The following is a 12,928-nucleotide window of genomic DNA, read 5'->3' as shown; positions in this document are numbered from 1 at the left end:
GACGACCACACCGGCGCGGCCGTGGGGGGGGGCGCGGGGGTTGTGTACATCAGCACCGGGTCCGGGCCCCCCCCCGGGGGGCATGAGGGGGTTGTAGTGGTCCCCCCCCCGCCCGGGGGGGGGCGCCGGGGCGGCCCCGCCCGCCCCGCGGTCGTAGGGCCCGGGGCCCGACATCCGGTCGGGAAGAGCACACCCGTCGCGGGCGTACGGTGGTGAGCGGAAGCTCCGGCGATGGAAGGGCGCGACACGGTCATGAGCGGAAGCGGCACTCGTTACGGTCAGTTCCCCGGCGCGCGTCCGCGCCGCCTGCGGACCACGCCGGCGATGCGCCGCATGGTCGCCGAGACCCGCCTCCACCCCGCCGAGCTGATCCTCCCGGTGTTCGTTCGTGAAGGCATTCACGAGCCCGTGCCGCTGTCGTCCATGCCGGGCGTCGTCCAGCACACCCGCGACACCCTCCGCAAGGCCGCCGTCGAGGCCGCGGAAGCGGGCGTCGGCGGGCTCATGATCTTCGGCGTCCCGCTCGACGAGAAGAAGGACGCGGTCGGCACCCCCGGCACCGACCCGGACGGCATCCTGCAGGTCGCCATCCGCGACGTGGTCGGCGAGGTCGGCGACGCGCTGGTGGTCATGTCCGACCTGTGCCTGGACGAGCACACCGACCACGGCCACTGCGGCGTCCTGGACGCCGAGGGCCGTGTCGACAACGACGCCACCCTGGAGCGCTACGCCGAGATGGCCCGCGTCCAGGCCGACGCCGGCGTCCACGTCGTCGGCCCCAGCGGCATGATGGACGGCCAGGTCGGCGTCATCCGTGACGCGCTGGACGCGGCGGGCCACCAGGACGTCTCCGTGCTGGCCTACACCGCCAAGTACGCCTCCGCCTTCTACGGCCCCTTCCGCGAGGCCGTCGGCTCGTCCCTGGTGGGCGACCGCAAGACGTACCAGCAGGACCCGGCCAACCTCCGCGAGTCGATGCGCGAGCTCGCGCTCGACCTCGCCGAGGGCGCCGACATGGTCATGGTCAAGCCCGCCCTGCCCTACCTGGACGTGCTCGCCAAGGTCGCCGATTCGGTGGACGTGCCGGTCGCGGCCTACCAGATCAGCGGCGAGTACGCGATGGTCGAGGGCGCCGCGGAGCGCGGCTGGATCGACCGCGACCGCGCGATCATGGAGACCCTGACCTCGATCCGCCGGGCCGGGGCGCAGATGATCCTCACGTACTGGGCGACCGAGGTCGCGCGCAACCTCTGACGGCGCGCCGGTCAGCCGGCGGAGACACATCGTCCCGTGGCCAAAGCATCGCCGTACGGCGGTTTTGCGCCTGCCGAACGAGAGCCCGCCAGAACATCTGCTCGTGCCCGCACTCGCGGGCTTCGCTGCCGTGCCCGCCGTCCGCGGCGAGGCACCGGACCCCGCCGCGCGCCTGCTGCCTGCGGTTTTGCGGATCTGGGCGGCAGGCGGGGCACGGCCGGACACGCGTGACGCCGCCACGCCGCGCTCCGGTTCCCGCCAAGGTGATATTTCGTTATATCAAGTGGGTTTGCTCGCGATTCCGACTGAAAAGGGCATATCGCCGGGAAGTATCGAGGTGTCCAAACCGAGGCGGTCGCGCAAGCGCCGCCGAGAAAGGAGACCGCAATGCGGGCTTCCCGATTTGCCGCCGCGCTGGGTGTCGCGGCCGCCGTTCTGCTTGGTGGTGCCACGGCTGCCAGCGCCGCTACTGAGGTGGCGCCCAAGGCGGCAGCTCACGTCACGCACGACCGTGGCAACGACCACGGCGACCGTTGGGGCCGCGACCGGGGTCACCGTCACGACCGCTGGGGCCACCACCGTCACCACCGTCACCACGGGCGTCACCACTGGGGCCACCGCTGGGGTCACCACCGCTGACGGATGATCTCGCAGGGGCGCCCTTCCGACTCGGGGGAGGGCGCCCCCGCTTTTGTGCTCAGTCCCACCAGAAGGTCCAGCACACCTCGCCCAGCAGGGACTTGGCGTACGCGCGGAGGGAACCGCTGCCCTGAGTGATGTTGTCCGGGCAGAAGGCGAAGTGCTCGGCGGCTATCGCCTCGGCCTCCGCCGGCTCCGTCGGCGGCGCGGCCACGGAGAGCACCAGGACGTCGAAGGCGAGGGCCACGACCCGCACGCCGAAGCGGTCCTCCCAGGAACGCAGCACCGCGCAGAGCCGGGCCACGTCGTTCTCGTGGTTGAGCGGGCCGGCCCAGCCGATCGCCGCGGGGACGTCGGCACTGCGGCGGGCCGGAACGAGTGCCGCGCGGGCATCCTCGAGCCGTCCCGCACCGATCATGGACGCCGCGACCTCGGCCGCCCTGTCGTCCGGGTCGGCCGCGAACTCCCGTGCCGGGGCGAGGCCGGGCCACTCCCGGCCGAACGGGGCGACCATCTCGGCGTCGTCCGCGTCGAACTCCTCCTCGAAGCCCCAGAAGCCGGCCAGCACGTCCTCGGCGTCGTGGTCGCCGGGGTACGACATCATCCCGGGGGACAATTCCCTGGTGGCGGGCAGCGCCGCGGTCATCGAGAGCAGCACCGGATGCAGGCCCGCCGACATGCGGGCGGGCAGCAGCCGCTCCCAGGCGTCGGGCGCGGCGGGGTCGTCCGCGTGCCAGAGCAGCGGCTCGTGCCAGGGGCCGTCGTACGTCTCGTCGACAAGGGTGCCGGGCGGGAGGTCGAGACCCAGGGACCGGCCGGCCGGGTCCTGCACGAGTTTGGGGAGTTGGTTGGGGAGCGTCGCCATGGCCCGAATGTAGGGGTGGCCACTGACAACGGCGGCCCCGGGGGAGTGGTGACTCCCACCGGGGCCGACGTCGTGCGGACGCGAGGGCGTGTCAGAGGCGCTCGGGGGTGCGGATGCCCAGCAGCGCCATGCCTTGGCCCAGGGTGCGGGCGGTCAGGTCGCAGAGGAGGAGCCGGTTCTCCTTGACGTCCGGAGCGGGCTCCGGCTTCACGACCGGGCACTGGTCGTAGAAGGTGGTGAACGTCGAGGCCAGCGCGTAGAGGTACGAGGCCAGCTTGTGCGGCTCGTACGTCTCGGACACGCTCGCCAGGGTCTCCGCGAACTCGTCCAGCAGCAGGCCGAGGGCCCGCTCGGCCGGGGCCAGCGGCAGCTCGGGGTGGGCGACCGGCTTCGCGTCGCCCGACTTCCGCAGGATCGACTGGATACGGGCGTACGCGTACTGCAGGTACACGCTGGTGTCGCCGTTGAGCGAGACCATGCGGTCCAGGTCGAAGACGTAGTCCCGGCCCAGCGAGGTGGACAGGTCGGCGTACTTGATCGCGCCGATGCCGACCTCCTTGGCCCGGTCGGCGATCTCCTCGGGGGTGAGGGCGCCCTCGCTTCCCTCCTGGTTCTTTTCCTCGATCACCGCACCCGCCCGCTCCACGGCCTCGTCCAGCAGGTCGACCAGCCGGAAGGTCTCGCCGGACCGGGTCTTGTACGGCTTGCCGTCCTTGCCCAGCAGCGTGCCGAACGGGATGTGGAGCGCCTTGACCTCGTCGGTGAGCCAGCCGGCCCGCTTGGCGGTCTCGAAGACCATCTTGAAGTGCAGGGCCTGCCGGGAGTCGACCACGTACAGCAGCGTGTTCGCGTGCAGGTCGGCGGTGCGGTTCCGGACCGCCGACAGGTCGGTCGCGGCGTAGCCGAAGCCGCCGTCGGCCTTCTGCACGATCAGCGGGACCGGCTCGCCGTCCTTGCCCTTGATGTCGTCGAAGAAGACGCAGAGCGCGCCGTTGGACCGCACGGCGACACCGGACTTCTCCAGCAGCGTGCAGGTCTCGACGAGCATGTCGTTGTAGCCGGACTCGCCGACGACGTCCTCGTCCCGGATCGCGATGTCGAGCTTGTCGTAGACCGAGTTGAAGTAGATCTTCGACTCGTCGACGAACCGCTGCCACATCGCCAGCGTCTCCGGATCGCCGGCCTGGAGGTCCACGACCCGCTTCCGCGACCGCGTCTTGAAGTCGTCGTCGGCGTCGAAGAGGGCGCGCGAGTCCTTGTAGAGCCGGTTGAGGCGCGACATGGAGGCCTCGCCGGCCTCCTCCTCGCCGCCCGTGCCGCCGGTGGCGTCGTGGTCCAGCTCGTGCGGGTGCTCGACCAGGTACTGGATGAGCATGCCGAACTGGGTGCCCCAGTCGCCGATGTGGTGGCGCCGGATCACCGTCTCGCCCTCGAACTCCAGGATCTTGACGAGCGCGTCGCCGATCACGGAGGACCGCAGGTGGCCGACGTGCATCTCCTTGGCGACGTTCGGCTGCGCGTAGTCGATCACCGTGACGCCGGGATCGGCCTTGGCGGGCACGCCGAGCCGGTCGTCGGCGGCCCGGGCGGCCAGCGTCCGGGTGATCGCGGAGTCGGCGACGGTGATGTTGAGGAAGCCGGGGCCGGAGACCTCGATGTCGGCGATGAGTCCGTCGTCCGCCGGGAGGGCGGCCACGACCTCGGCGGCCAGCTCGCGCGGGTTCGCCTTGTTCCGCTTGGCGAGGCCCAGCACACCGTTGGCCTGGAAGTCGGCCCGGTCGCTACGTCGCAGCAGCGGGTCGGCACCGAGGGCGTCAGCGACGCGCTGCTGGATCGTGGCGGAAAGCGAGTTGACCGAGGCCATGGGATCGGTGCTTCCTGAGAGGGATCAGAGATCAACCCTCAGTATCCCACGCGCTACCACTCATTTTTCTCTGGGACAATTGCCGGGTACCGAGCTACCCGCTGCACTGGTGGAAGGAAGTCGAAACAGTGGCTCAGAGCACCGAGGCCGACTGGGTCGCCCGCTTCGCGGACGACGTCATCGCGGAAGCCGGGCGGCGGGCTCCGGGCAAGAAAATCACCGTCGCTTCCGGAATCAGCCCGTCCGGGCCGATCCACCTGGGCAACCTGCGCGAGATCATGGTCCCGCACCTGGTCGCGGACGAGATCAAGCGGCGCGGCGTGCCCTGCGAGCACATCCTGTCGTGGGACGACTTCGACCGTTACCGCAAGGTCCCGGCCGGCTACGACCCCTCGTACGCCGAGCACATCGGCAAGCCGCTGACCGCTGTCCCGGCGCCCGAGGGCAGCGCGTACGCGACCTGGTCCGACCACTTCAAGGCGCCCTTCCGTGAGGCGCTGGCCGCACTCGGCGTCGAGGTCACCGAGATCTCGCAGACCGTCGAGTACACCTCCGGCACCTACCGCGAGCAGATCCTGCACGCGATGCGCGAGCGGCACCGGATCGACGAGGTGCTGGGCCGCTACCGGACGAAGAAGAAGGCCGGCGGCGAGGAGCAGGGCGAGGAGCCGGATGACGACGCCTCGCTCGAGCAGGCCCCCGAGTACTTCCCGTACAAGCCGTACTGCTCGGCCTGCGGCAAGGACCTGACCACGGTCGTCGCCTACGACGACGACACCACCGAGCTCACCTACGAGTGCCAGGCCTGCGGCAACCGCGAGACCGTGCGGCTCAGCGAGTTCGACAACGGCAAGCTGGTCTGGAAGGTCGACTGGCCGATGCGCTGGGCCTTCAAGGGCGTGGACTTCGAGCCCTCCGGCGTCGACCACCAGTCGCCCGGCTCCTCGTGGATGGTCGGCCAGCAGCTCGTGCGCGAGATCTTCGGTGCCGAGCCGCCCATCGGCCCGATGTACGCCTTCGTGGGCATCAGCGGCATGGCCAAGATGTCCAGCTCCAAGGGCGGTGTGCCGATCGCGGCCGACGCGCTGAGCATCATGGAGCCGCAGCTGCTGCGCTGGCTGTACGCCCGGCGCCGGCCCAACCAGGCGTTCAACATCTCCTTCGGCGACGAGATCTCCCGCACCTACGACGAGTGGGACGCGCTGGAGCGCAAGGTCGCCGAGGGCACGGCCGCGCCGGTCGACGTGGCGGTGCACTCGCGGGCGGCGCGCACGGCGAGCGGGGAGCTCCCGACCACCGGACACAAGCTGCCGTACCGCACCCTCGCCTCGGTCGTGGACATCACGACCGGCGACGAGGAGCAGACGCTGCGCATCCTGCGCGACCTCGACCAGGAGCGGCCGCTGGCCTCCCTGGACGACGCCCGGCCGCGGCTGGACTGCGCCGAGCACTGGGTCAACACCCACGTCGAGCCTGAGGCCCGCACCCGGGTCCGCACCGAGCCCGACGCGGCGGCCCTGGCGGCGCTGTCCGGCGAGGAGCGGGAGGCGCTGAAGCTGCTGGTGGACGGCCTGCCCGAGCACTGGTCGCTGGACGGGCTGACCACCTTGGTCTACGGCGTGCCGAAGATGCAGGCGGGCTTCGCGCCCGACGCCAAGCCGACGCCGGAACTGAAGGCCGCCCAGCGCTCCTTCTTCGCCCTGCTCTACAACCTGCTGGTCGGCAGGGACACCGGCCCCCGGCTGCCCACCCTGCTGCTGGCCGTGGGCCAGGAGCGGGTGCGGGAGCTGCTCGCGGCGAGCTGACGAGGACGCGCTGACGAGGACGCGCTGACGGAGGCGGCGGGTGGCCCGGCCACCCGCCGCTTCCGCGTGTGCCGGGACGGGCGAAAATTCGAACGCGCCGTGGTGCGTGGCGCGTTATGGTCGTCGAGCGCGGGGCGGCTCCTGGCGTGCTTCCTTCTCTTCCCTTTCCTGGATTAAAAAGTGCGCCCCCTTCCCGCCCCGCGCACGCAACCGGCGTCACCGGTCCGGCGACCGGACCGGACCCGGGGCGGCTTTCGGGCGTGCTTCCTTCCCACAGTCATCGCTACTCTGCGTTCCCGCGAAGGTTGTCAGCGCGCCCACTTCCCGCCCTGAGGTCAACCAGGGGGAGACACAGCGATGTTCACGACCACGACCGCACCCGCCACGACCGTTCCGCGGCCGCTCGCGGCCGTCATGCTCGCCCGCCGCGGAGCCGTCTACCTGCCCTCCGCCCCGGCGGGCACATCGCTCAGCAGCGCCGCCGGTGCGGCGCTGCTGGAGGCCGACCTCCTGGACCGCGGCTACCTGATGTCGCCCGCGCTGCGCGAAGCGCTCGCCGGGTGCGGCGAGACCGCGCTGGCCGCGGCGGGCCGGTCGCTGCTGGCCGACCTGGACGCGGCGCTCGGCGCGGACCGGCCCCACGTGCCGCTGTTCAGCGACTTCCCCGCGAGCACACCGCGGGACACCTTCGCGTTCTACGTGGACCGCGTGCTGACCCTGCTCTTCCAGCACCCGGAGCAGCCGTGCGTGCTGTGCGGCACGCAAGGCACCGTCCACGCCGTCTCGCCCTGCGCGCACCTGGTGTGCCGGAGCTGCTTCGACGGCGCGGACTTCTCCGCGTGCCCCATCTGCCACCGCCGGATCGACGCGGACGACCCCTTCCTGCGGCCGCGCCGTCCGCGGCGCTTCCGTGGCCTTCGGCGCGTACTCCCCGAGCGGCTGCGCGTGCTGCACCACGGCGGCGACCTCGTGGCGCGGGACGCGGACGCCGCGGACGAGATCCGCGGACTTCTCGCCCGTACCGGCGCGCTGAGCCCGCAGGACGCCGACGACCTCCTGGCGCTGCTGGAGACCCGTGACCGGGCCGATGTGTCCTGGCTGCCGGAGCAGATCCCCGGCCGGGAGACCAAGGCGCGTGTTCTGGCCTGGCTGCTGGCGGACCCCACCGCGTACGAGGCGACCGTCCCGGCCGTGACGGCCCGCATCGACACGGCGACCGACATCCTGCGGCTGCTCGCCGTGCGATCGGGCGGCGATCCGGGTCTGACCGACCTGCCGCGCTTCGTCACCGCGCCCCGGCCGCTGCGGCGTGCCCTGCTCGGCGTACTCGACGGCCTCGCTCCCGACCTGGCCGTCCAGGACATGCGCCGGCACCGGCACGCCTGGCTGCGCGTCGCGGAGCTGCTGCACCCCTTCGAGTACGCGGGCCGCTTCCCGCGGGCGGCGCTGGCCGTCGCGGCGCTGCGCGACACCCGGCTCGCGGACGGCGACGCGCTGACCGCGACGCTGCGGACGGCGGCCGACGGCGAGGCGCGGGTGGACGCGACCGGCACCACCGTCCGGGTGCGCGGCTTGGCGGGCCGGGTCGAGGCCGCGCTCGACGCCATGGACGTGCCGGCGGCGGTCGCGCTGCTGACGCAGCGGCCGGGCGAGTTCGTGCGCCGCCTGGACCACCTGCTGCGGCTGTCCGACCCCGCGGACGCCGGCGTCGTGCTCTCCGCGCTGGAGCCGGTGCTGCCGCGGGTGTCTCCCGCCGTGCTGCTGTCCGCGCTCGGCGAGCTGCGCAGCCGTCCGCACGCGGGCGCGACACGGGTGTTCTTCCCCAAGGGCGGTACCGCCAAGGCGCATCTGATGGAGGACGAGCGGCTGCCGATCGCGACGGACGTGATCGAGCGGGCCGTCGCCCTGCTGCACGCCGAGGTGCTGCGCCGGGCGGCGGAGGCGGAGGCGGTCGAAGTCGCCGTCGTGGACGCGGGCCTGGACGGCCTGATCGCACCGTTCACCGAGCGCACGGCCTCGCGCGCCCTGGTGACGCTGCCGCGCGGCAGCGAACTGCCCGTGCCGGACGGGAGGACCGTGCGGCTGTTCCTGCACTGGATGGAGAGCGAGGAGTCCGGCCGCACCGACCTGGACCTGTCCGCGGCGCTGTTCGACGCCGAGTGGAACGCGGTCGGGCACTGCGACTACACGCGCCTGCGGTTCGGGCGGGACGCCGCCGTGCACTCGGGCGACCTGACCAGCGCCCCGGCGCCGCAGGGAGCAAGTGAGTTCGTCGATCTCGACCTGGACGCGCTGGCGGCCGCCGGGGTCCGCCACGTGGTCGCGGTGGTCTTCTCGTTCAACAACGTCCCGTTCGATGCTCTGGCCGAGGCGTTCGCCGGGCTCATGGCCCGCGACCTGCCCGGCGACCACGGGCCGGTCTTCGACGCCCGTGCCGTGGAGCAGCGTTACGACCTGGCCGGCCGGGCCCGGGTGAGCGTGCCGCTGGTCCTCGACGTGGCGAACCGCACCATGCGGTGGCTGGACGTGGCCAAGGGCGTGACCGGCACGGACCACTCGGTCGGGCGGCACGGGGACGACCTGGCCCTGCTCGGCAAGGCCCTCACCGGGCTGTTCGCCTCCGGTGCCCGCGTGGCCCTGGGCGAGCTGGCCGTGTGGCAGGCGGCGGCCCGCGCCGCCACGGTGCTGCTGCGGCACGCGGACGACTCCGTGACGGCCTACCGGCGCCGCGCCGGGGAGCCGGTGGCGGAGTTCGCGGCCCGGATCGGGACGCCCGACGAGGACGGATCCGACGGCGATGGCCCTGACGCGCTCAAGGAGCTCGGACGGGCGCGGCTGGCCTGGCTGCTCCGCGGCGACCTCGAACTGCCGGAGAGCGGCGAGGTGTTCGCCCTCCACCCGGCGGGGCTCGACGCGGCGCGGGTGCGGCTGCTGTCGGCGGCGGACGTCGTGGCGGCGCTCGCGCCGGCCCCGGCGGTCTCCTGACCGGGCCTGTCCGGGCCTGACCGGCGGCCGACGTCCGGCGGGGTGCGGCACGAAGAGGCTCAGCCGGTGGGCGGTCGGAGGTGTCAGGCGCCCGGGGACGCGCGTCCTGGGTCTCGAAGAGCACCCCTACCAGCGGCCCGCGGCATGCGCGAACGAGGCGGCCACCCGCTGCCGTTGACGTCTTTTCTTCCGCTGCCCCGGGCATCGGGCCGGCATCGCGGGCCTCCGCCGCCGTGGAGCCGGCGCGGCGCCGGTCGTGTGCCGGCCGGGCGGGTCCTGGCTAGGAGGCGTACTGCCCGTCGAGTTCGAGCCGGCGGCGCAGCTCGCGGACGTAGGGACGCAGCGTGCTCTCGCTCAGCGGGCCGCCGTTGGGGCTGGAGATGCCGTACCGGTCCTGGAGCATCAGGCCGAACTGCCGGGCGTTGGGGAAGGCGCCGAACTGCTGGTGGTACGCGCGGAAGGCCCGGTCGTAGAGCTCCTCACGGCCCATGTCCTCGATGACGACGGGCTCTGGTTCCGGCTCCGGCTCGGCGTAGAACTCCGGCTCGGGCTCGGGGGCGTACTCGACGCGCGGGGTGGGGATCACGCCGGTGCCGTCGGCGAGGGCGCGGCGGCGGTTGCCCGCGCCGACCGGTGCGGTGATGGGCTCGGCCTGCGGGACGGGTGCGGGTGCGGGGGCGGGCGCAGGTATCGGGGCCTGGGCGGCGACCGGGGCCTGCGCCTGGGGCGCCACGGCGGTCTGTGCGGGCGCGAACTGCGCCGGTTCGGGAGCCGGTTCCGGGACCGCGTACTCCTCGGGGTACGGGACCGCCTCCGGTATCGGGGCCTGGGCGGCGACGGGGGCCGGGGCGGGCAGCGCGGCGGGCGCCGGGGCCGCGGGGGCAGCCGGGACCTCGATGCCGGCCGCGGCGAGGCCGATGGGGCCGGTCTCGGTGAGCGGGACGCCGAAGCGGGCGAGCCGCAGCGGCATCAACGACTCCACCGGGGCCTTGCGGCGCCAGGCGCGGCCGTAGCGCGCCCGCAGCCGGGCCTGGTAGACGAGACGTTCCTGCTCCAGCCGGATGACCTCGTCGTAGCTGCGCAGCTCCCACAGCTTCATGCGCCGCCACAGGCGGAAGGTCGGCACCGGCGCCAGCAGCCAGCGGGCCAGGCGGACCGACTCCATGTGCTTGTCGGCGGTGATGTCGGCGACCCGGCCGATCGCGTGCCGGGCCGCCTCCACCGAGACCACGAAGAGGATCGGGATGATGCCGTGCATCCCGACGCCGAGCGGGTCGGGCCAGGCCGCCGCGCCGTTGAAGGCGATGGTGGCCGCCGTCAGCAGCCACGCGGTCTGGCGCAGCAGCGGGAAGGGGATGCGCAGCCAGGTCAGCAGCAGGTCCAGCGCGAGCAGGACCACGATCCCCGCGTCGACGCCGATCGGGAAGACGTTGGCGAACCAGCCGAATCCCTTGGCGAGCGCGAGTTCGCGCACCGCCGCGTACGAGCCCGCGAAGCCGATCGCTGCGATGATCACCGCTCCGGCGACCACCACACCGACCAGGATGCGGTGCGTCCGGTTCATGCGTATCGCGGACACCCGCGACCCTCCAAGGCTCGGAAACTGGCCTGCCCAGCCCGCCCAGCCTGCCATACCGGCCGACGGGCACGTCGCACAAACGTGGTGAATCCGTACGGCGGGAGAGGAGTTGTTACGCGTTCGCCGCCGCGACGGAGGCGGCGGCTTCCTTGGCCGCCTGCACGGCGTTCTTCCGGAGATCATCGGCCTTGGGGGTCTTGGCGTCCTCCAGGCCGGCGCCGTTGTAGGAGAGCGTGACGACGGCGTTGCCGGAGCGGGCGACGACCGTGACGTCCTGGTACTCCTCCTTGTCCTTCGTGGTCTTCGAGGTCACCGCGGTGCCGGTGTCCCACGTGCCGGCCGCCGTGACGGTCTCGCTCGTGGCGCCCTTGGCGGCCTTCGCCTCCGCGACCAGCTCGCTGTAGCGCTTCTTGGCCTGCTGCTCGGCGGAACCGAGCCCGGCCACGGAGTCGTAGCGCTGGAGCGACACGTCCAGCCAGCGGTACTGGTAGCCGTTCAGCCCGTTCCAGGAGCAGCCGCCGCGCTCGTCGGCGGAGCCGGAGGAGACGGGGGCGCCCTTGGGCTTCTTCGCCTTGGGGACCAGCGACGCGACGGTCTTGGGGCGGACGGCCGCGCACGCGCTCGGCAGTTGCGTGTACTTCGCCGCCGCGACGTGCGGTGAGGCGGAGGCCGTGGGCGATCCCGAGGGGGACGCGGCGGCCGCCGTCTTCCCTGAGCCGGCGGCCGCCTTCGGCGAGTCCGAGCCGGAGGAGCAGGCGGCGACGAGCGTCACGGGCACGGCCGCGCAGGCGAGCAGACGGGCGAGGCGTGGGGCTGATCGGTGCATGGATCCTTCGCTCACTTCCGCGTGTCATGTCATGGCAGAAACGGCCAGACTACGCGGATCGCCTCATTCGTCGAGTTGATCTGCCAGTTCCGCCGCCACCTGACGGGCGCCCGCCTGGAGGTCGGAACTGGGCGGTTCAACCGATTTGTCCGTCGACCACTGGGAGAGGCCGACGGTCACGAGGACGTTGGCGATACGGAAGACGACGGTCACGTCGCGATGCACACCGGAGTCACGGGTGCGCAGTGTGTCGTCGAGGAAGGCGTCGTCGCCGAGGCCCTCCAGGACGCGCGGCGCGATGTCCTCCGGGGTGCCGGACGGGCTGCCGCTCGGAGGTGCGGAAATCCCCGTTGAGCTGGGGCTTGTCGAGGGGTCCTGGATGCCGGGCGGAGTGGTCGCGGCCGCGTCGCCGCCGACGGGCACGAGGGGGATGTCGGCGTCCGCGGCGCGGGTGCGGTAGTCGGTCGCGGCCTGGTCGTCGTCACTGACCGCGGTGTCGTACGACACCACGCGCTCCAGGTCTACCTGGAGGTAGCGGTTGCCGAGGGCGGTGTGGCCGGTCCACTTGCAGCCGACCTTCCGGTCCGTGTCGAACGTCACGCTCGCCTCGCCCGCGGGATCGGCCGTGTTCGGCACGAGCGAGGTGATGGTGCCGGCCGACACCGAACCGCACGGCTCCGGCAGCACCCGGTACTTGCCGGGCGGGGCCGCGGCGACGGTCTGCCGGCCGTTGGCCGCGTCGTCGGCCGCCGTGCCGCTCCCGGAACCGTCGGAGCCGCTGCAGCCGGTCAGCGCCACGGCGGCCAGCGTCACGGCGCACGCCCCGCTCAGCAGTGCCCGTACCCGGTTGGCGCGGTGTCCCGATGGCTGCACTGACGTGGCCCCTTCCTCCGGCGGTGGCCCGGCGCTCGCGTAAATCCCTTGGCGGGGGACGCTGCCGAGTAGACACAATGTCTACCGCACCGGCCGTGGCCGTCGCCGGGCTCGGGGGCTGTATGGATGACTTCCTCCCTGATTTCGCTTTTCATTGATGCATGGCATTTATCCGCTTTTAAGCGCTTTGTTGGTTGAACCGTTCCATGAACCACCCCTGGGGGAAAGGCAGATGTCC

General features: G+C 72.5%; 9 protein-coding genes. 3 read left to right on the top strand and 6 right to left on the bottom strand.

The window, feature by feature from the left end; all coding sequences use genetic code 11:
- The first annotated feature begins 231 nt into the window (after positions 1–231).
- Positions 232–1,254: a porphobilinogen synthase gene (hemB, locus tag ACFWVC_RS14805; protein WP_384284359.1), complete on the top strand. Its 1,023-nt coding sequence runs from the start codon at positions 232–234 to the stop codon at positions 1,252–1,254.
- Between the two features lie 279 nt (positions 1,255–1,533).
- On the opposite strand, the gene ACFWVC_RS14800 is transcribed toward hemB, so the two are convergent.
- The 3 genes from ACFWVC_RS14800 to argS all read right to left on the bottom strand — a co-directional run bounded on the left by ACFWVC_RS14800 (position 1,534) and on the right by argS (position 4,622).
- Positions 1,534–1,851 (bottom strand): hypothetical protein, encoded by a 318-nt coding sequence (locus ACFWVC_RS14800; RefSeq protein WP_384284357.1) that lies wholly within the window; start codon positions 1,849–1,851, stop codon positions 1,534–1,536.
- Between the two features lie 100 nt (positions 1,852–1,951).
- Positions 1,952–2,758, bottom strand: coding sequence for a DUF4253 domain-containing protein (locus ACFWVC_RS14795; RefSeq protein ID WP_384284355.1), 807 nt, complete (start codon positions 2,756–2,758; stop codon positions 1,952–1,954).
- A 91-nt stretch (positions 2,759–2,849) separates the two neighbouring features.
- Positions 2,850–4,622 (bottom strand): arginine--tRNA ligase, encoded by a 1,773-nt coding sequence (argS, locus tag ACFWVC_RS14790; protein ID WP_384284353.1) that lies wholly within the window; start codon positions 4,620–4,622, stop codon positions 2,850–2,852.
- 128 nt (positions 4,623–4,750) lie between these two features.
- Here argS and lysS point away from each other — a divergent pair, with 128 nt between their 5' ends.
- Both lysS and ACFWVC_RS14780 read left to right on the top strand, forming a co-directional pair.
- Entirely contained in the window at positions 4,751–6,427 is a 1,677-nt protein-coding gene (gene lysS / locus ACFWVC_RS14785) for a lysine--tRNA ligase (RefSeq protein WP_384284351.1), read from the top strand.
- Positions 6,428–6,784: 357 nt separating this feature from the next.
- The gene (locus tag ACFWVC_RS14780) at positions 6,785–9,412 is read left to right on the top strand and encodes an MXAN_6230/SCO0854 family RING domain-containing protein (protein ID WP_384284349.1); all 2,628 of its coding nucleotides are present in this window, start codon (positions 6,785–6,787) and stop codon (positions 9,410–9,412) included.
- Positions 9,413–9,692: 280 nt separating this feature from the next.
- On the opposite strand, the gene ACFWVC_RS14775 is transcribed toward ACFWVC_RS14780, so the two are convergent.
- The 3 genes from ACFWVC_RS14775 to ACFWVC_RS14765 form a co-directional block, all read right to left on the bottom strand.
- Positions 9,693–10,976, bottom strand: coding sequence for a DUF2637 domain-containing protein (locus ACFWVC_RS14775; RefSeq protein ID WP_384284408.1), 1,284 nt, complete (start codon positions 10,974–10,976; stop codon positions 9,693–9,695).
- Positions 10,977–11,103: 127 nt separating this feature from the next.
- On the bottom strand, positions 11,104–11,817 hold the full coding sequence (locus ACFWVC_RS14770; protein ID WP_384284347.1) for a DUF3558 domain-containing protein: 714 nt from the start codon (positions 11,815–11,817) through the stop codon (positions 11,104–11,106).
- A 63-nt stretch (positions 11,818–11,880) separates the two neighbouring features.
- Positions 11,881–12,690 (bottom strand): hypothetical protein, encoded by an 810-nt coding sequence (locus ACFWVC_RS14765; RefSeq protein ID WP_384284344.1) that lies wholly within the window; start codon positions 12,688–12,690, stop codon positions 11,881–11,883.
- Between the last annotated feature and the right edge of the window lie 238 nt (positions 12,691–12,928).

The sequence above is a fragment of the Streptomyces sp. NPDC058691 genome (assembly GCF_042714775.1).
In the GTDB taxonomy this organism is placed as follows: Bacteria; Actinomycetota; Actinomycetes; order Streptomycetales; family Streptomycetaceae; genus Actinacidiphila.
This window is presented reverse-complemented; position numbering and strand designations above follow the sequence as displayed.

Coding starts and splice junctions, on each gene's coding strand:
- hemB (WP_384284359.1), top strand. CDS start 232: ATGGAAGGGCGCGACACGGTCATGAGCGGAAGCGGCACTCGTTACGGT.
- ACFWVC_RS14795 (WP_384284355.1), bottom strand. CDS start 2,758: ATGGCGACGCTCCCCAACCAACTCCCCAAACTCGTGCAGGACCCGGCC.
- argS (WP_384284353.1), bottom strand. CDS start 4,622: ATGGCCTCGGTCAACTCGCTTTCCGCCACGATCCAGCAGCGCGTCGCT.
- ACFWVC_RS14780 (WP_384284349.1), top strand. CDS start 6,785: ATGTTCACGACCACGACCGCACCCGCCACGACCGTTCCGCGGCCGCTC.
- ACFWVC_RS14775 (WP_384284408.1), bottom strand. CDS start 10,976: ATGAACCGGACGCACCGCATCCTGGTCGGTGTGGTGGTCGCCGGAGCG.
- ACFWVC_RS14770 (WP_384284347.1), bottom strand. CDS start 11,817: ATGCACCGATCAGCCCCACGCCTCGCCCGTCTGCTCGCCTGCGCGGCC.